Genomic DNA, 23,227 nt, shown 5'->3' with positions numbered 1-23,227 from the left:
CGCCCGCTCCACCCCTTCTCGAGGGGCCGAGCGGGCGTTGACGTTTCCACCTGTCAGCCGGGCCCCCGGTCGACCGCACCGGGGGCGAGCGGCCGAGGCGCGCTACTCGACGACGGCCACGTTGTCGTACATGGCGTCGATCTGCGCCTTGTACTTCTGGCTGCACACCTTGCGCTTCACCTTGAGGGTGGGCGTCAGCTCACCGGACTCCTGGGTGAAGTCGGCGGACATGATGGTGAAGCGCTTGATGGTCGCGTACGGCGGCGAGTCCGCGTTCACCTTGTCCAGCACCGCCTTCACGGCCGCGTGGACCTCGGGGCGCTTCGCGTTCTCCGCGTAGGTGCCCACCGGGGCGCCCTTCTCCTCGAGCAGCTTCTTCGCCGTCTCCTCGCCCACGGTGATGAGCGCCACCAGGTACGGGCGCTTGTCGCCGTACACCATGGCCTGGCTGAGGATGGGGAACGTCTTGAGCGTGTTCTCGATGTTCTGAGGCGCCACGTTCTTGCCGCCCGCGGTGACGATGATGTCCTTCTTGCGGTCCGTGATGCGCAGGTAGCCGTCCGAATCCAGCTCACCGATGTCGCCGGTGTGGAACCAGCCGTCCGCCTCCAGGACCTCGGCCGTGGCCGTGTCGTTCTTGTAGTAGCCCTTCATGATGCAGGGGCCACGGGCGAGCACCTCGCCGTCAGCGGCGATCTTCACCTCGGTGCCCGGCATGGCGGGGCCCACGGAGCCGATCTTGATCTTGTTCGGGCGGTTCGCGTTGGTGGGCGCGGCCGTCTCCGTCAGGCCGTAGCCCTCCACCACCTTGAAGCCGAGCAGGTCGAAGAAGTAGCCGATCTTGCGCGACAGCGGCGCGCCGCCGGAGACGAACAGGCGCATGTTGCCGCCCAGCTTCTCGTCCAGGGTGCCGCGCACCTTGGTGAACACCAGCTTCTTGGCCAGGGTGAACGCCAGGCCGTCGTACTCGCGGCCCTGCTGCTTGGCGTCGACGTACTCGTCGAACAGCTTGAAGGCCCAGCGCGCCATGCGACCCTTGAGGCCCGGGGCCGACGTGCCGTTGGACACCACCGTGTTGTAGACCTTCTCGAACACGCGCGGCACCGACGGCAGCACCGTGGGACGCGTCTCCACGATGTTCGCCATCAGCTTGTCCACCGACTCCGCGATGATGAGCCGGAAGCCCATGGACAGCCACGCCGCCTTCACCACCTGCGCGAACACGTGCGCCAGCGGCAGGAACAGCATGACCGCGTCGCTGGGCTCCATCATCCCGATGGCCTGCACCGCGTGCGCCTGGTACGTCCAGTTGCCGTGCGTGAGGATGGCGCCCTTCGGGTCACCCGTGGTGCCCGAGGTGTAGATGAGACAGTTGGTGTCCTCGGACTTCACCGAGGCCACCCGCTCCTCGAAGGAGGCCGGGTTGGCCTGGTGCGCCTCGCGCCCCTGGGCCATGACGTCCGCCAGCGCGACCTCCTGGCCGCCCGCCACCGCGCCCTCGAAGACGATGACCTTCTGGACGGTGGGGCACTCGGCCAGCTTCTGCCGCACGCGCGTCAGCCGGCCCGCCTGCTTGGCATCCTTCTCGTCATTGTCCACGAAGACGAAGGACGTCTCCGAGTGCTTGATGACGTAGCGGAACTCGTCCGGAAGGTTGGACGAATAGATGGGGACGGTGATGGCCTGCGCCGCGGTGATCGCCAGGTCCGCGATGATCCACATGAGGCTGGTGTTCGCGAACAGCGCCACCCGGTCTCCGGGCTTCACGCCCTGCGCCACCAGGCCCGCGGACAACGCCTTCACGTCGTCCAGCACCTGCCCGAAACTCACGTCCTGCCAGCGGCCGTCCTTCTTGTGCGTCACACCCGCCTTGGAGGCGTTCTGTGCGCGCTGGATCAGCAACTGGACCAGGTTTCCCTCCTGCGCTCCGGCCGCCGAAGCCGAAGGTCCTACCTGATTCTCTGCTCTCACTTGAGCTCCTCCTCGATGTCGGCTTCGACCTTCTTCGCCCACTCCTGGATGCGCCGTCCCTCCGGAGGGTCGTACGCGACGCTGCCCTGCTTCACCTTCTGGATGGCGTCACGCGCCTGCTTCGCCTTGTCGTCTCTAAGGAGCGTCTCGGCCAGGAAGTAATACGCGCGCAACATCTCCGGGTGCTGCTGAATGGCCTTGTCGTAGAACTCGGCCGACTTCTTGAGATCCCGCTTCGGCCAGGGCAGCTCGTAGTAGTAGCGCCCCTTGGCCAGGAGCGGCGCGGCGCCATAGAAGCCGGAGTCCAGCTTGATGGCCGCGTCGAGCCGCTCGTTGAACTTGCCTTCCAGGCCCTCGCCCAGCGCCTTCATCACCCCCACCGCTTGAGAGTAGGCGCCGATCCCCGCCGCCGCGAAGTAGTGGCCTTCCACGCGGTTGGGGGCCAGCTTGACGGCCTTCTCCGCCACGTCCCACGTCTGCCGCCCGAGCACCTTCTTGAGCTTCTCGCTCGCGGCCCCGTCCGCCTGCCACTGGAGCTGCCGCGCCTGACGCCACACCAGCTCGAAGTCGTCCGGCGTCGTGGAGAGCGCCGCCTTCAGCTCGGCCTCCAGCGCCTTGCTCCCCTCCGCCTCACCACGTCGCTCATGCAGGGCGTCCAGCCGAGCGAGCAACTCCGGCTCCGCCGCCCGTGCCGAAAGCGCCACGAGCGAGCACAAGGCGAATAAAATCAAGCGCATGGCGGGTGGGCTTAGCACGCACGCTCGGTTGCACGCAAACGACCCGGGCCGACTTTTCCACCAAAGAGAAGGGGCGGGTCCAGCAAGGGTAGAAGACCCCGCCAGTCCCGCCCCATTCGAGCGCCTCCCCAGGTGGGGAAGCGAGTGGCTCAGGCCACGTCCAGCAGGGCCTGCTCCTCGTTCTCGTTGAACGCCGAGAGGTAGCGCTCGAGGAACGTCTTCGTCTTGAGCTCCACCTGGCGCACGCGCTCACGCGACACGCCCCAGCGCTGCCCCAGCTCCTCGAGCGTCAGCGGCTTGTCCTGCGTCAGCCGCTCCGTGAGGATGTCCCAGCCCAGGTCGCCGATGCGCTTGCGCACCTTGGTGAGCGCGTCCTGGATTTCGGTGTCCTGCTCGTGGGACAGGAACACGTCCTGAGGCGACGGTCCGTTGTCCTCCAGGCGGTCCAGGAAGGTCGTCTCGCCCTCCTCGTCGATGGAGGCGTCGAGCGAGAAGTCCACCATGCTGCCCCGCTCGGCCTCGCCGCCGCGCACCTGGCTGCGGTTGTCCTTCAGATAGCGGGTGATGTAGGCGCGAATCCACCACACCGCGTACGTCGCGAAGCGCACGTTCTTCTTCGGATCGAAATGCTCGATTGCCTTCATCAGGCCGACGTTGCCTTCCTGGACGAGGTCATCCAGGCGAGCGCCGCGATTGGCGAACTTCTTCGCGACGGCGACAACGAAAGCCAGGTTGGAGGTGGCGAGCGTCTGCCTCGCCGACTCGTCGCCCTTGCGAGCGCGCCGAGCCAGCTCGTACTCCTGCTCGCGAGTCAGTTGCTGGTGTCCCCCCAGCTGACGCAGGTATTGCGACAGGCCCTCCGCCGCAAACTTCGTCGAGTTGGCCATGATTTCCCGTCCTCCGTTCGATGCCGGACGCGTCGTCCCCGCCGACTCGCGTCCACCTGTCTCTAGGACGCCCAACGAGCGAAAGGGTTTCTCATTCCATCGCCGAAAGTCGTTTCGACTGTCGAACTTCGTCCTCACGCGGACGCAAGGCTTGCGCTTCCGCTGACTTGCAAGGTCGAGAAGCACCGACTCCCACGGCGATGACCGCGACGCGGCCACACACTCTTCAACGTTTGAGCGTGGGGAAGATTTTCTCGGGATTGAGCAGCCCTGATGGGTCGAAGAAGGCCTTGAGCCGCCGCTGCAATTCCAGCAGCGCGGGCTGCTGTTCGAGCGCGAGAAATTCCCGCTTCGCGAGGCCCACACCATGCTCGCCTGTGATCGTCCCGCCCAGCTCCACCGTCATCACCAACATGCGGCGCAGCGCTTCGTCCACCAGCGGGCGTTGATGCGGGCCTTCATAGAGGATGTTGGCGTGGAGGTTTCCATCGCCCGCATGGCCATACGTGGCCACCGTGAGGCCCAGCTCCGCGCCCATCGCCTTCAGCCGCTCGATGATTTCGGGGATTTTCGAACGCGGGACGACGATGTCCTCGGAGACCTTTCGAGGCTTCAGCGCGCGCAGCGCGGGGGAGATGACCCGACGCACGGCCCAGAGTTTCTCGCGTTGGGAATCATCCTGCGCGACGAGTGTTTGACTGGCTCCCTGCTGTGCGCAGATGTCACCGAGGCGCGACAACTCCTCGAACAAACCTTCCGCGCCGTGGCCATCGACCTCGGCGATGACGGCCGCGCCCGCGCCGGGTGGGAACTGGAAGCCTCGTCCATCCACCGCGCGCAGGGCCACGTCGTCGATGAGTTCCAGACACCGGGGCAACAGCCCCGCCGCCAGCACGGCCGACACCGCGCGAGCCGCGTCCAGCACGGACGGAAAGACGACCAGGGCCGTCAGCACCTTTCGCGGGAGCGGGATGAGCTGGAGGGTGATTTCGGTGGCCACGCCCAGCGTGCCCTCGGAGCCGACGAAGAGGCCCACCAGGTCGTAGCCGGCCACACCCTTGATGGTGCGCCGCCCCACCTTGATGACCTCACCGTCCGGAAGCACCCACTCCAGACCGATGACGTAGTCGCGCGTGACGCCGTACTTCAGCGCGCGGGGGCCGCCCGCGTTCTCCGCGACGTTGCCGCCCAGCGTGCACGACTCCCACGAGTTGGGGTCGGGTGGATAGAAGAGCCCCACCGCCTCCACGGCCTTCATCAGGTCGCCCGTCACCACGCCGGGCTCCACCACCGCGGTGAGGTCCTCCACGGAGATGGCGCGGATGCGGTTCATGCGCTCCAGGCTCACCGCCACGCCGCCGCACAGGGGCAGCGAGCCACCGCTCTTGCCGGTGCGCGCGCCACACGGCGTGTAGGGGACTGCGTGCGCCACGCACGCCTTGAAGATGGCGGACACCTGCGCGGCGTCCTCGGGGAACACGACGACGTCCGGAGGGAAGACGCCGCTGTCCGACTCGTCCCGCGCGTAGGCGGCGAGCGTGGCCTCGTCGCGCTTCAGTTGCCCGGGGGACAGCACTCGCGAGAGCGCCTCGCACACGCGCTCCACCCGCTCGGGCTCCACGCGGCCCGGCCGCGCGGACACGTCACTCATCGCCGCGCCCCCAGTCGCGCCCACAGCTCGCGTCGCAGCGCACCGTCGCGGCGCAGCTCTCCTTCATAGGCCTCCGCGTGGGTGATGGCGTCGCGCTGCTGCGGACCGCGCATGCGCAGGCACGCCTGCTCCGCCTCGATGATGCACGCGGTGGCGGGGCTGCCCAGCTCACGCGCCAGCGAGCCCGCGACCTCGCGCGCCAGGTCCTCCTGGAGGATGAGCCGGTGCGCGAAGCAATCCACCAGCGCGGACAGGCCACCGAAGCCCGCCACGTGCTTGCCCGGCACGTACGCGACATGCGCCACGCCCGTCACCGGCAACAGGTGGTGCGGACACATGGAATGGAAGCGCAGGCCCGTCACCACCACCAGCTCACGCGACGAGCCACGAGGCGCGGAGAACGTCTTGCCCAGCACCTCGCCGGGCGTCTGGCCATAGCCGTCCAGGAACTCGCGACTCCAGGCGTCGGCCACGCGCTTGGGCGTGTCCACCAGGTTCTCGTCCTCCATCGGCAGGCCGGCGGCCCGGAGGAAGGCCTCCACCGCGCTCGCCATGGCGGCGGGGTCTGGCACGCTGGCGAAGGACCTGGAGGCAGGGACTCCGCGGGGACGGACTTTGGACGAGCTCACGGGGCAGACACTCCTGCGGGGGTGCGGGCGCTCAACGGCCGGGCACCCTATCCGATGCGGCGATGAGGATCTCCTCACCTCGCACGAGCACGTCGTAGATGCGAACCTTCGTCCCCGGCCGCAACGGACACAGCCCCGTGCGGACATCGAACGGCCAGGCGTGCAGGGGACAGTGCAGCAGCGTCCCCTCCAGGTCCCCTTCGTGGAGCGAGCCCCCCCGGTGGGGACAGGTGTCCTCCAGCGCGTGCACCTGCCCGTCCACGCGCACCAGGACCACCCGGGTGTCGCCCACCTGGACCAGGGCACGACCGCGTGCGTCCAACGCGGTGAGCCGCGCCACCGGAATGAAGCGTCCGTCCGGTTGTCCTTCATCCATCCAGGTGTCTCCCATTCCCTTGTCCCACCAGGGCCCCCCATGAATGCGGTGACCCGAGTATGCGTCCCACCACCGTGCTAGCCTGTCTTGACTCTCCCGGGGGCCGTCAGTAGAGCACCCGGGCCTCCCCCTTTCCGGCCGATGACCCAGCGCGCCCATACCTTCGCCCGCGGCACCGCGACGCTGTTGGTCGTGCTGTGGGCGTTGCAGCCGCTGGGGACGCTGCTCCACGCCCGGGACGCGCACGCGCACCGGTTCTGTCCCGAGCACCAGACCTTCGAGGAGACGGCCAAGGGCACCGGCGCCATCCAGGCGCGGCTCGCCCCGGAGAAGCTGGCGCAGCTGTCCGCCGTTCCTCCCCTGGGGGCCGACTCCACCCGCCCCACCCACGAGACGTGCCCGGTCCTGACGTCGGGTTCGCGCGACGAGCTGTGGTTCGTCGCCCCGTCCTCATGGGTCCTCGCGCGGCTCGCGGTGAGCCGTCCCGCCACCGCGCCGCCCCGCGTCACCCCTCCCCTCTCCGTCCTCGACATCGCGCCCAAGTCCTCGCCACCCGCGCACGCCTGAGTCGCGTCCGCAGTGAGCTTGCAGGTCTTGTGCTGTGGGGCGCCACGCGCACGCGTGCGTCCCGTTCGAGGAGCATCACCGGTGTCATCCGTTCCACGTCGTCCTCACGGCGCGCTCGTCGCCGTCTCCCTCTCCGTCCTTCTGTCCACGGCCACGGCCGCGGCACAGGACCTTCCCCCACCCTCTCCCGACGCCGGCGTGCCCGCGTCGGATGCGCCCACCGCCGAGCCCGACGCGGGCCCTGCCTCCGACCTCCCCGCCGGCCTCACGCCGGAGGAGATGGCCGAAATCGAGAAGGCCTTCGGTGGCAACACGCAGCAGGGCGTGCCCGCCAGCACCTCCGCCGCGCCGGACGCCACGCCCGGCGGGGGCTTGCCGCTGTCCATCCCTGGAGCGACCAGCGGCACCAACTTCCTGGACATGAGCTTCATCCTGGACATGGCCGCGGCGGCCTTCACGTCCAAGGAGCCACTGCAGCGCGGCGCGCACGACCCCTCGCGCAACGGGTTCAACCTGCAACAGTTGGAGCTGTCCATCGGCTCGGTGGTGGACCCGTACTTCCGCTTCGACGCGAACATCGTCTACAGCCAGTTCGGCGTCGAAATCGAGGAGGCCTACGGCACCACGCTGGCGCTGCCCGCGAGCCTGCAGGTGCGCGCGGGCCAGTTCCTCACCCGCTTCGGTCGGCTCAACGCCACGCACCCGCACGCGTGGGACTTCGTGGACCAGCCCTTCGCGATGAGCCGCGTCTTCGGCGGCGAAGGCAACCGCGGCCTGGGCGTGGAGCTGTCGTGGCTCACCCCGCTGCCCTGGTACGTCGAGGTGACGGGCAGCCTCACCGACGCCACCGGCGAGGCCACCGCGCGCAGCTTCCTGTCGTCCTCGGGCGACCGGGTGCTGTCGCCGTTGGACCTGCAGGCCACGGGCGTGGTGAAGCAGTTCTTCCCGCTGTCGGACGACCTGTCCTTCATGTGGGGACTGTCCGGCGCCACGGGCCCCAACCCCACCGGCTACCGCAACCGCACGGACATCTTCGGCACGGACCTGTACCTGCGCTATCGCCCGATTACCGAGGCGAGCAACACGCTGGTGTCGCTGCAGGTGGAGGCTCTCTACCGACGACGGCAGGTGCCCGGCGACGTGCTGACGGACTTCAACTCCTACGCCCAGCTCGCGTGGCGCTTCTCGCAGCGGTGGGCCACCGCCGCGCGCTACGAGTTGGGGACCGCGGCCAAGGGTGAGGACGGCCAGGTGGCCGTGGACCCGTTGGACCCGGAGTGGACGAAGAGTCGCGACCGCGTCTCGGTGAACCTCACCTTCTGGCCCACCGAGTTCTCCCGCCTTCGCTTCCAGGCCGCGCGCGACAACGCACGGTGGCGCGACCAGGCGGACTACTCGGCCTTCCTCGCCCTCGAACTGGTCACGGGTGCCCATGGCGCCCATGCGTTCTGAACCTCTTTCACGGGAGCCCTTCCCCATGCGTTCTCTTCGATTCGTCGCGGCCCTGTGCGCCGCCCTCTGTGTGCTCGCCGCCGCGCCCGCGCTCGCGGCCCTCAATGTCGTCACCACCCTGCCCGACCTCGCCGCGCTGACCAAGGCGGTGGGCGGAGACCTGGTCAAGGTGCAGTCCATGGCGCTCGGGACGCAGGACCCGCACCGCGTGGACGCCAAGCCCAGCCTCGCGCTCGCGCTGCGCAACGCGGACCTGCTCGTCTGCGTGGGACTCGACCTGGAGGTGGGCTGGCTGCCGAACCTCCAGACCGGCTCGCGCAACCCGCGCATCCAGCAGGGCAGCCCGGGCTTCCTCAACGCCTCGCAGTTCGTGCGGCTGCTCGAGGTGCCTCCCACCAAGGTGGACCGCAGCGAGGGTGACGTGCACCCCGGCGGCAACCCGCATTACCTCTATGACCCGAGGCAGGGCGCGGCCGTCGCGCGCGGCATCGCCGAGCGACTGGCCCAGCTCGATTCCAAGAACGCGGCCACCTACCGCGCGAACGCCGCGAAGCTGACGGCGGACCTGGATGCGGCGCGCGTGGAGTGGGAGAAGCGGCTGGCGGGCCTGAAAGGCGCGCCCGTGGTCGCCTTCCACCGGACGACGGCGTACCTGGCGGACTGGCTCGGCTTCGACCCCATCGCGTTCCTGGAGCCCAAGCCGGGCATCCCACCCAACCCGTCGCATGTGGCCGGGGTGCTGGTGCTCGCGCGTCAGCGCAAGGCGCGCATGGTGCTCATCGAGAGCTACTACAACGACCGCGAGGCGAAGATGCTCGCCAACATGATTCCGGCGCCGCTCGTCATCCTCCACGGCGGCACGGACTTCCGCGCGGGCGAGACGTACCTCCAGCACATCAACGAGATGGTGGGCAACCTGGAGAAGGGCCTCAACGCCGGGAAGGGGGGCTGACACCATGAAGCTCGGACAACTGCTTCCCCTGTTGTTGCTGTCCGGCTGCGCGCTGGACGCGGGCGAGGGCTTCGCCGTGCTAGAGCCCACCGTCAACGCGACGTATGCCCCGGTGGCCACGCGCGACGCGGGCAACGGCTTCCAGCGCCTCGCGTCCGACTACCAGGTGCGGCTGGACTCGGCCGCGCTGGGTGTCTCCCACGTCGAGCTGGTGGGGGGCGCGAGCGGCGGCGGGCCGACGACGTTCGACCCCGCCAACCCTCCTCCGGGGTACTCGCTGTGCCACAACGGCCACTGCCACAGCGACAGTGGCGCGCTCGTGGACTACGAGGACATCCAGGCGGAGCTGGGCGGCGGCGCGTCCTCGTCGGTCGTCGCGGCGCTGCACGTGGATGGCGCGCTGGACCTGCTGACGTCGGCGGCGACGCCGGTGGAGTGCGAGCCGGACTGCGAGCTGCCACGCACCGCGGTGACTCGCGGCGTCTGGGAGGTGACGGCCGTCACGCTGACGGGCGTCGTGCGGGACTCGCGCGCCAGCCCGAGACTCCAGGAGGTGCCCTTCCGCCTCACGCTCGAGTCCACGGGCGGCGAGGAGGCGGAGCCGCTGTTCACCGTGGCGGGGGCCGTGGACGTCCCGTCGGACCGGGAGCACAAGCCGCGCGTGAAGCTGGACCTGTCGCTCGCGGTGCCGCCGAGCATCTTCGACGCGGTGGACTGGGCCCAGGTGACGCCCGGCGCGGACGGCGTGCTGGACCTGGGCACCGCGCAGAACGAGGCGACGCGCAAGGCGCTGCTCGCGGAGCTGGCGGAGCTGGAACCCCAGGCGGAGGTCCGACGTGAAGGCCGATGAGCCCGTGACTCCCGAGGGCGCCGCGCACGCCGTGTCGCCGACCTTCACCCTGGGCGAGCCGCTGCTGACCTGCACGGAGCTGGTCATCGGCTACAACGACAAGGCCATGTTGCCGCCCATCAATATGGTCATCCGCCGTGGCCAGTTCATCGCCGTCGTGGGCCGCAACGGGTCCGGCAAGAGCACCTGGTTCAAGACGCTGCTCGGCATGCTCGAGCCGGTGTCGGGCTCCATCTCCCGGAGCCATCCGGCGATGCGCAGCGCGTACGTGCCGCAGACCTCCAGCATCGACTCCATCCTCCCGCTGCGGGCGCGGGAGCTGACGGCCTGGGGACGGCTGCGCGGGTGGAGCTTCCTGTGGCCGTTCGCGCGCAAGTCGGAGCGCGACGCGGTGGAGGTGGCGCTGGAGACAGCGGGCGCGAAGGGCATCGCCAACAAGCCCTACCGCGAGTTGTCCGAGGGCCAGAAGCAGCGCACGCTGCTGGCCCGCCTCATCGCCACCGAGGCGGACCTGGTGCTGCTGGACGAGCCCACCGCCGCGATGGACGCCGTCGCCGAGCGCGAGACGATGCAGCGGCTGTGTTCGTTGGCGCGTGAGCGCGGCCTGGGCGTGGTGGTGGTGTGCCACGACCTGGAGGTCGCCGCGGAGCACGCGGACGTGCTGCTGTTCGTGGACCGGGAGACCTCCGCCTTCGTCGTGGGCGACGCGCGCACCGTGTTCTGCCACCCCGCCTTCCGTCGTCAGTACGGCGACGAGTACTGCCACCGCGCTCCCGAGGGACCCCACCGTGGACCCGATGCTCGCTGAACCCTCCCAGTGGCAGCAGTTCGTCGAGGGGTTCGAGCTGTTCAGAGACCCGCTCCTGTGCGCGCTCATGGCCGGAGGTGTGCTGGGCTTCCTGAGCGTCTACGTGGTGCTCCGGCGAATGGTGTTCGTCAGCGCCGCGGTGGCCCAGTCCGCCGGCCTGGGCGTGGCGCTCGCGTTCTACGCGGGCATCCACCTGGGCTTCGAGGTGGAGCCTGTCATCGGCGCCACCGCGTTGGCGCTGCTGGCGACGATGCTCCTGATGATGGACCCCACGCGGCTGCGCCTGACGCGCGAGAGCCTGCTCGGCATGGCCTATGCCCTGTCCGGCGGTGCGGCCATCCTCGTCGGAGACCGCATCGCCCAGGAGTCGCACGACATCCAGGGCATCCTCTTCGGCACCGCGGTGCTGGTGACACCCGAGCAGCTGCGCACCGTGGCCGTCGCGGGCGTCGCGGTGATGGCGCTCCACCTGTGGTGGTACCGGGGCATCACCTTCGCGAGCTTCGACCGCATCGGCGCGCTGGTGCAGGGGCTGCCGGTGCGGCTGCTCGACGGCGTGCTGATGGTGTCCATCGGCGTCATGGTGGGCGTGTGCGCGCGGGCCCTGGGCGCCCTGCCCGTGTTCGCGTTCTCCACGCTGTCCGCCATCGCCGCGCTGATGCTGGACCTGCGGCTGCCGTGGACCTTCGTCGTGGCGACGCTCGTGGGCATCGTCTCCGGCGTGGGCGGCTACATGTTCGCCTACTTCTTCGACTTCCCCGTGGGCGGCTCGCAGACGGTGGTCGCCGCGCTCCTGGTCGGCGTGGCCATGGGTGCGCGCGCACTCATCCAGCTGGTCCAACGCAAAGCCAGTTGAAGCCCGAGCGCGCCGGGTGAGCGGTATCCCCCGGCGCGCAGATATGCACCCGCGCAAAGGCCGTTCCCCGTTCATCCCAACGATGAATGACGCGAGGTTGCACATGAAGCCACAAGGCCGGTGGTGGTGTGTCGTCTGGATGCTGTGCGTGGGATGTGCCCATGCCCCGCGCTCCGAGGAGCCGGACACGCCGCAGTTCGAGCACGTCTTCCAGAAACCCCTGGAGGAGGCGCTGGGCGTCACGCGGGAGCTGCTCGCCAACCGCGGGATGACCTTCGAGGACACGGAGGACCCGCACCAGCTGCTCACCACGTGGGAGGTCCGTGACTCCATGCGGACGGCGAACAACACCTACACCCGCTACCTGGTGACGGGCATCGCCGTGGGTCCGCGCCAGTCCGTGGTCCGCGTGTTCAAGTCGACCTTCCAGTCGTCCGGGAACGACGCCAGCCGCGGCGACCACTGGTGGAAGATCCTCTGGGAGCGCGCGGAGATGAGCATCGAGAGCCCCGCCCAGAACCAGACCGGCCTCGCGCGTGCCATGCCGCGCAGAGCCGGCCCCATCGAGCTGCGCAACGCGCTCAAGGGGACCCGAGACCTGGACCTGGAGAAGGAGCTGACGCTGCGGCTGGAGTCCGGTCCTTCGCTGGAGGTGGTGAGCGGGAACGTGAAGGAGGCCCCGCGTCCACCGCCGCCCGTGCGGGACTCGGACTTCTATCTCACGCGCTGGAAGGAGGACGGCGCCAGGGAGGGCCCATGCGAGGAGCCGCTGCGCGGACTCCCTGCGCTCCTGTCCCCCGGGCTCACGTTGCTGGTGGGCGAACAGCTGGGCTCACGCGAGGCGCCCGCGGTGGTGGGCGAGCTGGTGTGTCAGGTCGCGGAGCTGGGGCTGCCCGTCGCGCTGGGCGTGTCCATCCCTCGCAAGGAGCAGGAGCGGCTGGACCGCTACCTCGCGAGCCCCGGTGGGCCGGCGGACCAGGACGCGCTGCTCGAGGGACGCTTCTGGCATCGGCCCTATCAGGACGGCCGCAGCAGCCGGGCCATCCTGGACCTCATCGACCGCGTGCGCGCGCTGCGGCTCGCGGGGCTCGCCGTGACGCTGGTGGCCTATGACACGGACTTGAAGGGCGGCAGCGAGCGGGATCAGGCGCAGGCGGACCTCTGGAATCGTCGCAGGCAGGCGCTGCCGGACGAGGTGCAGGTGGTCCTCGCCGGCAACACGCACACGCGCACCGTCGCCGGCACGCCGTGGGACAAGACCTTCACGCCCATGGCCCACCTGATGAAGTCCTCGCGGCTCGTCGTGCTGGAGATGAGCTACGCGCAGGGCACGCGGTGGGGCTGCGACCTGGACCGCGCCGGGAAGATCCAGTGCGGCTTCGTCGGCGCGACGCCCAGCGGACGCGTGGCGGCGATGCCGGGCCTGTCCCCGCACATCACCTTGTTCGAGGAGCCCACGTCCGAGGGCACGCACGGCCTGCTCTACGTGGGGGAGCTGTCGCCGTCACGCCCGGCCATCTCGCCCCACAAGGAAGCACCGCCGCCCACGAACCTCCAACCGCCGCGATACATGCGCGAGGACGACAAGCCGCCCATGTTCTAGGCGTCAGCGGACCGCGTTGGAGATGGCCTTGAACTCGGGCGTGCCCGCGCGCCCGAGCACGTCGAACAAGGCGGTCTCCACCGTCGCCACCACGGCGCCCGCGTCCCGGCACAGCTCCAGCCCCACGCGGCGGTCCTCCGTCGAGCGCGACAGCAGCGCGTCCGCCAGCAGCACGGGCAACAGCCCCTTCTCCGCCAAATCCCTCGCCGTCTGGAAGACGCAGATGTGCGTCTCCATTCCCGCCACGAGCACCTGCTTGCGCTCACCCAGCTGCGCGAGCACGTCCGGCACCGCCGCGCTGAACTCGAGCTTCTCCACCGCCTTGTAGTTCTTCAGGAACATCTTCAGGAGCGAGTGCGTGGGGCCCAGCCCCTGCGGGTACTGCTCGGTGACGATGATGGGCAGGCCCAGCGCGCGGGCGCCCTGGATGGCGGCGTTGGTGCGCGCGAGCATCCGGTCCAACGCGTCGCGCTCCATGGCCGCGCACAGGCGCTCCTGGACGTCGACGATGAGCAGCGCGGTCTGGTCCTGCGTGAGGCGGAAGGTGGCCATGCCCCCTCCTCGCGCGAATGGCGCGGGGCCGTCAAGCGCGAGGCACCGTGGACGCCCGACGCCTCACGCTTCGGCGCGGCCCGCTTCGGGCGGACAACACTCGCGGCACAACGTCCGGTTGCGACCATGCGCCACGGCCAGCAGCGCGCCGCCGCCCAGGGTGAGGCCCACCTCCCACGCCTCGCCCGCGCCCTCGGGCACCAGGAAGGCCCCGGCGCCGAGCAACCCGAGGCCGCCCACCGCGAGCACCGGCACCCACGCGCGGCGATGCAGGCGCCACCCCGGGAGGAAGGCCGCGAGCGCGCCGAGCAGCGCCAACGCCAGGAGCCCGCGGTGAGCCCCCTCTCCGCCCAGCCACCCCGCCAGCGCCGCGGGCAACAGCCCGAGCACCGCGGGGAGCACCAGGCAATGCACGACACACAACGCGGAGAGCAGCTGCCCCACGCCATCCCAGCGCGAGGGCGCGGCTGCGCTCCGTTCAAGAGAACTCAACAGGACACCTTCTCCAGGGGAAGGAAGTCGGGGGGAACCGGAGGCGGCACCTCCGACGTGTGGACCAATCGCAGGATGCGCCCACGGCCCGAGATGTACGTGCGCGCGCGCCGCAGCTCCGGCAGGTGCTCGTCCGCGTCACGCCACCGCTCGAGGAAACGCTCGAAGTCCTGCACCGCGAGCAGCCGCTCCCCCATCGCCACGTGCGTCTCGGCCAGGAGCAGTCGGTAGTGGCCACACGCGGGCCGCTCCTCCACCAGCGCGCGCGCCAGCTCCAACGCCTTCTGCTCACGCTCGCCGCGCAGCCGCGTCCGGGCCAGCGTCTCCCGCGCGGGACGCGAGAAGGCCGAGGGGCCCGCGGTCCGCAGCCGACGCTCCATGCGCCACGCGCGCACCAGCGTGGCCTCGGCGCGGCCACCATCGCCCCGACGTGACTCCAGCGAGCCGCGCAGCTCCTGCTCGGCCACCTCCACGACGCGCGCGACATCGCGCGGACACAGCTGCCGACCCTCGGAACGGCGCAGCTCGGACAGGGGCGCGTGCAGCAGCGCGAGCGCCTCGCACGCGCGCTCCACCTCCGAGAGCCTCCCCGCATCCAGCGCGTTGATGCCGCGCGTGTACAGACGCACGCCATCGCGAAGGCCCCGCTCGGCCGGGGTCAGCTCACCCGCGAGCTCCAGCGGCACGTCCGCCGCCGCGCGGCAGAAGCCGAAGCGCAGGTGCGTGGACACCAGCGTGGACGCCGCGAACAGGACCGCCTGGGCCTCGCAACCCGCGGACTCCACGCGCTGACGCAGGCGGCGCGCCCACGTCTGCGCGTCGCTGTACCGCCCCACCTCCGCGCAGCCCTGGCTGAGCAGCCGCATGGCCTGCTCCGCGCACGGCGCGAAGGACGCGGGCAGCGACTCCGCCGACAGGTACGCGTCATCCGTCTCCACCGCGGCCTCCAGCACCCGGTAGGCCGCGTCCGTCTCGCCCAGCCGGCTCAGCAGTCGCCCCGAGGCCAGCAGCACGGGGCTCGCTCCGGGCGCGAGCCTGGGCAGGCGCAGCGCGCTCTCATGGGCCAGCTCGGGGCGGGAGCTCGGCAGCGTCGCGCACACCCAGGCGTAGTGGACGCCCACGTGGTCCGGGCTCGTGCGCATCAGGTCGCGCAACATCGCCTGCGCGTAGGGCTGGCCCTGTCCCGGACGGCCGTCCGGCTCGTAGCCGTCCACGAGGAAGCCCGCGAGCAGCAGCTTCGCCTCGACGTCCTCCGGATAGCGGTCGATGAGGCTCTCCATCTCGCGGATGAAGGCGTGGCGACCGTTGGCGGGGCCCTTGTCCGACAGCAGGCTGGCCGCAACGATGTAGCGCTGCTCCAGGTCCGGCAGCCCCTCGCTCAACGCGAGCGCGCGGGCCATGGCCTCGGCGCGAGCGGACGCGAAGCGCGCCCCCGGCCCGCGTGTCAGGGCCAGGCCCCACCACGCCATGGCCAGCTCGGGGTCCTGCCGCGCCGCCTCCGCGAAGGCGCGGCGGGCCTCGGCGCCCCAGCCCAGGTGCAAGAGGCTCAGCCCCTGGTCGAACCAGGCCTGCGCCAACGGCACGCGCGTGCTCACCTTCAGGTGCGAGGCGCCCAGTCCCTCACGCAGCCGGGGACTCGGGAGCGCGTCGTCCGCGACGTCCTCCCAGGCGGCCTGGACGTAGACGGATGGCTCATCGTTGCGCAGCAGTCGCGACAGCATGATGTCCTCCCAGTGCCCCGGCATCCGAGGCGCCACAGGCTTCGAATTCACAACCCAGTGAGCGAATGCGCGCGCCGAGCCGCCACCACGCGGCGGCCAGCGCTTCCGGCGAGACGGGAGACGCCTTGCGCCGCGACGCGACGCACGCACGCCTCCAGTCCAGTCCCACTTCCCGAAGCACCCAGTCCTCGTGCCCGGCCAACCACTCGGCGAGCTCCACCAGACACTGGTGGACCTCCCGCCGCTCTGTCTCGGTGGCCGGCGCCCGCGAGGGGCCCAGCGCGCTCGCCTGGAAGGCCGGGCCCGCGGGCGCCTGCTCCAACCAGCGGGGGGCGAAGCCGTCCCGTGGGACGAAGACGGCCTGACCGCACTCGCACAGCGCACCGAAGCCCCAGAGCGACAGCCTCCCGCCGTGCGCGAGCGCGATGGAGTAGGCGCTCTGCCCCTCCACGCCCTCGGGCCGGGCGTGACGCGTGAGCCCCCGACGCAAGAGGAGGTTCCCCTCCGGGCAGCGCACGTCCTGTCCGAGACACCACATGGTGACGTCGAACAAGCGGTCCGCGTCCCGGAGGACGTCGTGGGGAAGCAGCTGAAGGGCCTCAGGTCCGGACATGGGGGCTTCCGGACCTCAGCTCGCGGACTTCTTCGCGGGGCCGCCGGCGCGGATGGCCGTGTCACCGAACAGGGCCTTGGAGTCCACCGCCGCGCCGCCCTTCTTGGACAGCACCGCGTTGATGGCCCTCACCAGCTTGCCGCGCACCTTGCGGGGCAACGGCTTGTCCTCGAGCGCCGCCTGGAGCTGCTGCGAGCTCACGCCCCGGCCACTCTTCGGCTTGTCGAGCGACAGGTCCGCGTAGCTCTTGCCCTGCGTCTCCTTGTCCCGCCGCTTCGAGGTCCGCTTGCGCGCGAGCGCACGGCCATCGCTCCCCTGCGACTCCAGCTGACGGGACAGGCGCAGCAACGCGTCGGAGGCAATCTGCTTCTCGGTCAGGAACTGCTGAAAGGTACCCATGGTCTTCTCTCCAGGAGGGGCCGGCTGGAAGGCCGACCCCGGATTCGGTTGGGGAAAGGTCCGGGCCCCTCGCGAGGCCCCGGACACGTCGCCGGCTAGTGCTCGTGGCCCTCGTGCGACGCCTCCTCGACGACCAGGTTCACGGACGCCGAGGGGGTGGGGCCGAAGGTGAAGGTGAACGTGCCGACCGACAGCGGGACGACGTGGCGGCCCTTGATGTCGGTGCAGGACTCGGAGCTGGTGGCGCTCTCCTCGATCTCCACCGCCGCGCCGCTGGCGTCGGTGATGGACACCGGCACGTTCGCGCTCAGGTAGAGGACGTAGTCGGTGGCCTCCGCCGCGGCGAACGACACCGAGCCCCGATGCCCGGCCGCGCCATCCACCAGCGCGATGTCGTAGCGACGGTGATCATTCGACACGGAGGGCGGCGTGCCCGTCAGCGTGGCGTTGACGGCCGCGGCTGGGCCCTCGCGCAGGTGCTCGCACCCCTCGACGTCGACGTTCTCGTCGTGCGGCTCGTCGTCGTCACCGCAAGCGGTGGACAGGAGCGCGGTGGACATCAGGAGGGCGGCCAGAAGCTTCTTGTTCATGTGTGTAGCTCCACGTGGATGGACTGCGGATACCCAGCCACCAACGCCGCCACGGACCCCACCCGCGCGGGCAGAGCCAGGACAGACACGGATGACGGGGTGGGAATCGCGCGAACCGTGCGCGACACGGGGGGCGAGAGCGTGCACGCAGGGGAAACGAGTCATCCGGCGGCGCGTCGCGCGACGTCTGACGCAGGGCTCCGAATTCCGGAACCGGACGTCAGCCGTCGACCACGGACCGCGGCCTTCTCACGGCACGACTGTGCCGGGAGCGAGGGACGCGTACCCTGGGTGCTGACTCAGGCGCGAGGCGGAGAGGCCTTGGGGGCCAGGTGCAGGCGAGCAACGGGCTCCGCGTGGAAGCGGAACACGGCCAGCGCCGGCGAGGAACGGGTGGGCACCCGGGTGATGACCGGGGTGACCTCTGTCGGAGGAGGACCCTCACGACGGATCAACGTGTGGACGCAGTGGGCCTCGGCACCGTGGCCCGAGGGAGCGTCGTCACGCGAAGTGAGCCGGACGTCGTCGAAGGACTCCTCGGCGACGGGGGCGGTGTGCGAGCCCCCCTCCTCCACGTGGACCACCTCACCGTGCTCCAGACACGTGGCGTGCTGGACCATGGCGAAGTGGAGCACCGTCCCCATGTACGCCAGCGCACACACAGCCGCGAGCGGCAGCGCCAGGAGGCGCGACCGGACGAGACGCGAGGGCAGCGAGTGTAGGGAGCGGCTCACGGTGATAGGGATTCCAGCGTTGAACGCAACGCGGTTGTAAGCCAGACGGAGCGCGCGTGCAAGTCACACGAGCGAATCCGCGACGCGCGACGGGATGAGTGGCTTGTTGGCGGTCGCGGCGAGCGGCGCCGTGCAGGCGGCGCGCCGATGGACCGGTGAGCCTGTCCGCGCATAGGTTCGCCGCCCCGGGCAGGCCCCGGCATCTCGAGAAGGACAGAAACACCCGTGCAAGAGCTCATCGACGTGCTGCGACACCAGGCGCGCCACTTCGCGCCCGAACTCGCGCAGCTCGCGTACAAGCGCGGACTGGCCGTCACCCAGTCGGACGGCACCACGCGCCCCATCCCCATCACCGCGACGCCCGTCATCCTCGACGCCGCGGAGATTCGCCGCCGCGCGGAGCTGTCCGCGCACCTGGCCTCCGCCACGGTGAAGATGGCGCGCGCGTGGCTCGCCGCGCCCGACGCGGAGCTCCTCTTGGCCTCGCTCTCCCCGCTCGAGCGCGCGCTCGCGGAGCGCACCTGGCCCCAGGCGGTGCGACTGGCCACCACGCGCGTGGATTACTTCGTCTCCGGTGGAAAGCCGTGGGCGCTGGAGGTCAACGCGACCATTCCAGCCATGCAGGGCTACTCGGACATCGCGGCCCGCACGTTCATCGAGGTGGTGGCGCGCCACTTCCGCTATCCGGAGAAGGCGCTGCCCTCGCTGCTGACGCTCAACGGCAGCAACGCGCTGGCGCTCTATCGCTCGCTGTTGGACGGGTACGCCGCCGAGCGCCCCGGCCAGTTCCCCGACACGGTGGCGCTCTTGTGCCGCCGCAACGACGCGCAGATCTCGGAGCTGAGGTGGCTGTGCGAGCGCTTCCGCGAGCTCGGCGCCGACGCGGACATCGTGCACCCGGACGAGGTGTCCGGCGACGCGGCGTTCGAGGTGCGCGGCAAGAAGTACGACCTGGTCTACCGCCACCTCTTCGTGCGGCGGCTCGAGCAGCAGCCATCTGCCTGGGTGGAGGACTTCCTCGCCACGGTGCCCGGGAAGAAGGCCGTGTTCCTCAACCCGCCCGCGTCGCAGGTCGAGGTGAAGTCCACCTTCGCGCGCCTGTCGCAGGCCCTGGCGGAGCCCGAGCTCGCCGAGGCCGCGGGACTGACGCCCACGGAGTTGGAGTCCATCCGCGCGTCGGTCCCCTGGACGCGCCTGTTCCGCGCGGGCCCGACATCGGGCCCGGATGGGACGAAGCTGGACGACGTGGTGGCCGAGGTGGCGCGCACCCCTGCTCGCTTCGTGCTCAAGCGGGCGTGGGACTACGGCGGCAAGGCCGTGTTCCTCGGTCGCTCGGCGGGCACGGTGCCGTACATCGAGCGCGTGACGGCGGCGTATGGCGCGCCCCTGGGCTGGCCGGAGCTGTGCGCGCGCGCGGCGAGCGACCCGACGGGCGGCGGCTTCGTGGTGCAGGAGATCGTCGACTCTCCTCCCGAGGACCACCTGCTGGTGGAGCCCCACGGGACAGTGCTGCCCACGTCGTTCTTCGTGGACTACTCGGCCTACGCGTCCGTGGGGCTGGCGAAGCAGCCCGCATGGGGCGGCGTGTGCCGCGGCTCCATGGCGGAAATCGTGAATATCGTGGGCGGCGGCGGCGTGCTGCCCCTCATCACGACCGAGGTCGCCTCGAAGCTTTTGCTCGCGTGGAAGGCGATTTAAGGAAGGGCTCCGGCCAGGGTTCGCGCACGCCCGGGTCGAAGACGCTATAAGCAGTGGCGCCGCCGGGGCCGGTTCCTGGCGCGAAAGGACACGATTACATGGCCTGGGAAACTTCCGGATGGCAGACGGCCGAGAGCGACTCGGTCAACTCCGTCCTGGTGCAGGAGTCGAAGCGCGCGTTCATGACGCGCGTGCATGGTTGGATGTTCGCGGGGCTGCTTGTCACCGGCGTGATGGCCATGGTGACGCTGAGCAACGAGGCGCTCCTGCGCACGGTGCTCCAGTGGCGGTTCGGGTTCATGATCGCGCAGTTGGCCGCGGTGTTCGCGCTGTCGTTCCTGGCGCCCCGCCTGTCGGGCCCGGCGGCCGCGGCCCTGTTCCTGGGCTACTCCGCACTCACGGGGATGACGTTCTCCATCCTCTTCCTCGTCTACACTGCGGGCAGCATCGCGCAGGCGTTCTTCCTGACGGCGGGTGTCTACGGCGCCATGGCGCTGTTCGGCACGGTGACCAAGAAGGACCTGAGCGCCTGGGGCACGTTCCTCTTCATGGGCCTCATCGGCGTGGTGCTGGCGGGCATGGTCAACCTCTTCATCCGCAGTGACATGATGTCGTTCGTCATCGCGTGCGCGTCCGTCCTCGTGTTCGCGGGCCTGACGGCGTACGACATTCAGAAGCTGCGGGAGATGCACGCCAACACCGGCCACAGCAGCGCGGCCACGGTGAGCATCGTCGGCGCGCTGACGCTGTACCTGGACTTCATCAACCTGTTCCTCGCCATCCTCCGGCTGCTCGGCCGCCGTCGGTAGTCACGGCAGTCAACAGTCCTCCGTTCGCGACGAGCGGCGGCACGGCCCATGTGGGCACGTGTCGCCGCTTTTTTCTTGGGGCGAGTTTGACCCGATTGCCGGCCCTCCCTGCTCCATCCGTGCGCACAGGAGGAAACCCAATGCAGAGGTCGCTCGCATCATCCCTCGTGGCGCTGTCCCTGTTGTCCTCGAGCCTGGCGTCCGCGCACGGCTCCATGGAGGTGCCGCTCAGCCGCGTCTACAGCTGCTTCAAGGAAGGGCCGGAGACGCCCAAGTCCGCGGCGTGCAAGGCCGCCATCCAGAGTGGCGGCACCCAGGCGCTCTATGACTGGAACGGCGTCCGGCAGGGCAACGCCAACGGCCGCCACCGCGAGCTCATCGCCGACGGCAAGCTGTGCAGCGCGGCCAACGAGAGCCACCGGGGCCTGGACCTGGCGCGAACGGACTGGCCCGCGACGCTCATCTCGCCGGACTCGAGCAACCGCTTCGACTTCGTCTTCCACGCGACGGCGGTGCACGCGACGGCGTACTTCCACCTCTACGTCACGAAGGAGGGCTACAACCCCGCGCTGCCGCTGAAGTGGTCGGACCTGGAGGCCTCGCCCTTCTGCACGCTGACGGCGCCGTCCGCCCCACAGAACAACCGCTACCGCTTCACCTGTCCGTTCCCGCAGGGGCGCACCGGCCAGCACGTCATCTACGCCATCTGGCAGCGCTCCGACAGCCCGGAGGCCTTCTACGCGTGCACGGACGTGAAGTTCAGCAACACGCCCCCGCCGCCCACCACGTGGAAGGAGCTGGGCGCGGTGCAGGCGCGCGAGGACCTGCCCGCGCAGAGCAAGGTGACGCTGCGCCTGTTCGACAGCGGCGGCCGTGACGCGGAGACACACCCGCTGACGCTCTCCACCGCGACGCCCGCGGCCTCGTGGATCTACCAGCTGGCCCAGCAGGTGAACGCCACCTCCAGCCGGGTGCAGGTGGGTGAGCTGCAGACGAACGGCACGGTGCGTCCCGCCAACAGCGCCACCGCGAACCGCGTCTACTCGCGCGAGGCGAGCGACGCGTTCCAGCTCGACATCGAGAAGCCCACGGGTGGAGGCGGTGGCGGGGACCCGGCGCAGTTCAAGTACCCCAATGGACTGGGCAGCTACACAGCGGGGACGCTCGTCGAGAGCACCCAAGGTGGCATCTACCGGTGCAAGCCCTTCCCCTACTCCGGCTGGTGCAACGGCGCCGCGTCGCACTACGCACCGGGCACGGGCAGCCACTGGAGCGACGCGTGGGAGTTCGTGCGCTGAAGCTTCGTCCGCCCTCACGGGCATGAGTCGATGACGTCTGCGGGCGGGGAGTTGCCGGGGGCCATGCGCCGCCGTCAGCTCCCCGCTTTCTCCTTGCGGGAGAACGGCATCAGGAGCCGATCCACGGGACGGCCGTTCATCAGGTGCTCCTCGACGATTTCGGGCACGTCCTCCACCTTCACGCCCGCGTACCAGGAGCCCTCGGGGTAGATGACGACGGAGACGCCGAAGGCGCAGGTGTCGAGGCACCCCGCTGCGTTGGCCCGCATCCGCCCCTTCACCCCGCGCTTGTCGAGCTCCGCCTTGAACGCGGCGCGCACCTCCTCCGCGCCCTTCGTCGCGCAACACCCCTTGGGGTTTCCGTCGGGTCGGCGGTTCGTACAGACGAAGACGTGGCGCTGGAAGGGAGGTGGCATCCCCACGTCCTAACCCGCGGGTTGCATGAAATCGACCCCTTCCTGGTCCTCCCAACGGGACGGACGAGCGAAGGGCTCTCGGTTCGGCCGATTCAGGAGAGGACAAAGACAAACATCACGGCCGTCCCCCACGACGCTTCGGGACGTCCCGAGCGATTGAGTCCGGAGCGCCGCGGCCAGGGCTCTTGATGCTTCTGTTCGAACCGCCCGACGCCGGTCCTGCGTCGGAGACCCCGCATCCGTTTTCACGTGTCGGGGATGTGCTCGCCCCTTCGTGCTGACCTGAGGCGCGCACTCTCATTTCGGGTGCGCGGTCGCGCAGACGCTCGAGGTCGTGGCCTGATCCCCGGAGAGCCCTGGCCCACGGACACCGGCGCGGTGGATCCACCGCGAGGTGCCTTCTGGGCCTCCTTGCCCACCCGATGTCCGAAATCGGCCCCCTCCTGGCCACCCGGCGACTGGACTGTCGAGCGGAGGGCTCGCGGATCATCGACCCCCTTGTGACAGCGCGGATCCGGGCACAGACTTTCAGCAAACGTCCCCCAGTGATCACGCCCGTTTGCATC

The 23,227-nt window shown here is 70.0% G+C and carries 24 protein-coding genes; 10 read left to right on the top strand and 14 right to left on the bottom strand.

Translation table 11 applies throughout. The features are described from left to right. Window positions 1-102: 102 nt before the first annotated feature. The 6 genes from LXT21_RS26805 to LXT21_RS26780 all read right to left on the bottom strand — a co-directional run bounded on the left by LXT21_RS26805 (window position 103) and on the right by LXT21_RS26780 (window position 6,251). Window positions 103-1,971 (bottom strand): AMP-dependent synthetase/ligase, encoded by a 1,869-nt coding sequence (locus tag LXT21_RS26805; RefSeq protein ID WP_254041038.1) that lies wholly within the window; start codon window positions 1,969-1,971, stop codon window positions 103-105. Continuing rightward, window positions 1,968-2,708, bottom strand: coding sequence for a tetratricopeptide repeat protein (locus LXT21_RS26800; protein ID WP_254041037.1), 741 nt, complete (start codon window positions 2,706-2,708; stop codon window positions 1,968-1,970). Before LXT21_RS26800 ends, LXT21_RS26805 begins: the two co-directional genes overlap by 4 nt. A 149-nt stretch (window positions 2,709-2,857) precedes the next feature. After that, window positions 2,858-3,595 (bottom strand): sigma-70 family RNA polymerase sigma factor, encoded by a 738-nt coding sequence (locus LXT21_RS26795; RefSeq protein ID WP_254041036.1) that lies wholly within the window; start codon window positions 3,593-3,595, stop codon window positions 2,858-2,860. Window positions 3,596-3,821: 226 nt separating this feature from the next. Then, entirely contained in the window at window positions 3,822-5,246 is a 1,425-nt protein-coding gene (locus tag LXT21_RS26790) for an FAD-binding oxidoreductase (protein WP_254041035.1), read from the bottom strand. Beyond that, entirely contained in the window at window positions 5,243-5,800 is a 558-nt protein-coding gene (gene folE / locus LXT21_RS26785) for a GTP cyclohydrolase I (RefSeq protein ID WP_256572033.1), read from the bottom strand. The genes LXT21_RS26790 and folE overlap by 4 nt, the downstream gene beginning before the upstream one ends. A 106-nt stretch (window positions 5,801-5,906) precedes the next feature. Then, a complete protein-coding gene (locus LXT21_RS26780) occupies window positions 5,907-6,251 on the bottom strand; it encodes a Rieske (2Fe-2S) protein (protein ID WP_254041033.1) in 345 nt (114 codons plus the stop codon). Window positions 6,252-6,392: 141 nt separating this feature from the next. Here LXT21_RS26780 and LXT21_RS26775 point away from each other — a divergent pair, with 141 nt between their 5' ends. The 7 genes from LXT21_RS26775 (at window position 6,393) to LXT21_RS26745 (ending at window position 13,339) form a co-directional block, all read left to right on the top strand. Next, window positions 6,393-6,818, top strand: coding sequence for a hypothetical protein (locus LXT21_RS26775; RefSeq protein ID WP_254041032.1), 426 nt, complete (start codon window positions 6,393-6,395; stop codon window positions 6,816-6,818). Between the two features lie 81 nt (window positions 6,819-6,899). Beyond that, complete coding sequence (locus LXT21_RS26770) at window positions 6,900-8,270, top strand: zinc-regulated TonB-dependent outer membrane receptor (RefSeq protein WP_254041031.1); 1,371 nt, start codon at window positions 6,900-6,902, stop codon at window positions 8,268-8,270. Window positions 8,271-8,295: 25 nt separating this feature from the next. Continuing rightward, on the top strand, window positions 8,296-9,222 hold the full coding sequence (locus LXT21_RS26765) for a metal ABC transporter substrate-binding protein (protein ID WP_254041030.1): 927 nt from the start codon (window positions 8,296-8,298) through the stop codon (window positions 9,220-9,222). Between the two features lie 4 nt (window positions 9,223-9,226). After that, a complete protein-coding gene (locus LXT21_RS26760) occupies window positions 9,227-10,072 on the top strand; it encodes a hypothetical protein (RefSeq protein ID WP_254041029.1) in 846 nt (281 codons plus the stop codon). Beyond that, window positions 10,059-10,880, top strand: a complete 822-nt coding sequence (locus LXT21_RS26755) for a metal ABC transporter ATP-binding protein (protein WP_254041028.1) — start codon at window positions 10,059-10,061, stop codon at window positions 10,878-10,880. The genes LXT21_RS26760 and LXT21_RS26755 overlap by 14 nt, the downstream gene beginning before the upstream one ends. Next, entirely contained in the window at window positions 10,861-11,736 is an 876-nt protein-coding gene (locus LXT21_RS26750; protein ID WP_254041027.1) for a metal ABC transporter permease, read from the top strand. Before LXT21_RS26755 ends, LXT21_RS26750 begins: the two co-directional genes overlap by 20 nt. 103 nt (window positions 11,737-11,839) lie before the next feature. Further along, entirely contained in the window at window positions 11,840-13,339 is a 1,500-nt protein-coding gene (locus tag LXT21_RS26745; protein WP_254041026.1) for a hypothetical protein, read from the top strand. Window positions 13,340-13,342: 3 nt separating this feature from the next. Here the strand turns inward: LXT21_RS26745 and LXT21_RS26740 are convergent, their stop codons facing one another. From LXT21_RS26740 to LXT21_RS26710, 7 genes are all read right to left on the bottom strand, one after another. Beyond that, entirely contained in the window at window positions 13,343-13,891 is a 549-nt protein-coding gene (locus LXT21_RS26740) for an isochorismatase family protein (protein WP_254041025.1), read from the bottom strand. Between the two features lie 63 nt (window positions 13,892-13,954). Next, window positions 13,955-14,383 (bottom strand): MerC domain-containing protein, encoded by a 429-nt coding sequence (locus LXT21_RS26735; protein ID WP_254041024.1) that lies wholly within the window; start codon window positions 14,381-14,383, stop codon window positions 13,955-13,957. Beyond that, window positions 14,380-16,104, bottom strand: a complete 1,725-nt coding sequence (locus LXT21_RS26730; protein WP_254041023.1) for a hypothetical protein — start codon at window positions 16,102-16,104, stop codon at window positions 14,380-14,382. Before LXT21_RS26730 ends, LXT21_RS26735 begins: the two co-directional genes overlap by 4 nt. Further along, window positions 16,076-16,717: a hypothetical protein gene (locus tag LXT21_RS26725; RefSeq protein ID WP_254041022.1), complete on the bottom strand. Its 642-nt coding sequence runs from the start codon at window positions 16,715-16,717 to the stop codon at window positions 16,076-16,078. Before LXT21_RS26725 ends, LXT21_RS26730 begins: the two co-directional genes overlap by 29 nt. A gap of 15 nt (window positions 16,718-16,732) precedes the next feature. Further along, window positions 16,733-17,116, bottom strand: a complete 384-nt coding sequence (locus tag LXT21_RS26720) for a hypothetical protein (RefSeq protein WP_254041021.1) — start codon at window positions 17,114-17,116, stop codon at window positions 16,733-16,735. 95 nt (window positions 17,117-17,211) lie between these two features. Continuing rightward, window positions 17,212-17,706, bottom strand: a complete 495-nt coding sequence (locus LXT21_RS26715) for a hypothetical protein (protein WP_254041020.1) — start codon at window positions 17,704-17,706, stop codon at window positions 17,212-17,214. A gap of 299 nt (window positions 17,707-18,005) precedes the next feature. After that, a complete protein-coding gene (locus LXT21_RS26710; RefSeq protein ID WP_254041019.1) occupies window positions 18,006-18,440 on the bottom strand; it encodes a hypothetical protein in 435 nt (144 codons plus the stop codon). A 225-nt stretch (window positions 18,441-18,665) separates the two neighbouring features. Between LXT21_RS26710 and LXT21_RS26705 the strand changes: the two genes are divergently transcribed. From LXT21_RS26705 to LXT21_RS26695, 3 genes are all read left to right on the top strand, one after another. Then, on the top strand, window positions 18,666-20,138 hold the full coding sequence (locus LXT21_RS26705; RefSeq protein WP_254041018.1) for a hypothetical protein: 1,473 nt from the start codon (window positions 18,666-18,668) through the stop codon (window positions 20,136-20,138). 98 nt (window positions 20,139-20,236) lie between these two features. Further along, window positions 20,237-20,947 (top strand): Bax inhibitor-1/YccA family protein, encoded by a 711-nt coding sequence (locus LXT21_RS26700; RefSeq protein ID WP_254041017.1) that lies wholly within the window; start codon window positions 20,237-20,239, stop codon window positions 20,945-20,947. Window positions 20,948-21,087: 140 nt separating this feature from the next. Continuing rightward, a complete protein-coding gene (locus LXT21_RS26695) occupies window positions 21,088-22,245 on the top strand; it encodes a lytic polysaccharide monooxygenase (RefSeq protein WP_254041016.1) in 1,158 nt (385 codons plus the stop codon). Window positions 22,246-22,319: 74 nt separating this feature from the next. On the opposite strand, the gene LXT21_RS26690 is transcribed toward LXT21_RS26695, so the two are convergent. Then, window positions 22,320-22,661 (bottom strand): (2Fe-2S) ferredoxin domain-containing protein, encoded by a 342-nt coding sequence (locus LXT21_RS26690; RefSeq protein ID WP_254041015.1) that lies wholly within the window; start codon window positions 22,659-22,661, stop codon window positions 22,320-22,322. Window positions 22,662-23,227 lie beyond the last annotated feature (566 nt).

The organism is Myxococcus guangdongensis, from assembly GCF_024198255.1.
GTDB classification, from domain to species: domain Bacteria; phylum Myxococcota; class Myxococcia; order Myxococcales; family Myxococcaceae; genus Myxococcus; species Myxococcus guangdongensis.
Note: the sequence above shows the minus strand (reverse complement) of the source record. Positions and strands in the feature narration are given on the sequence as shown.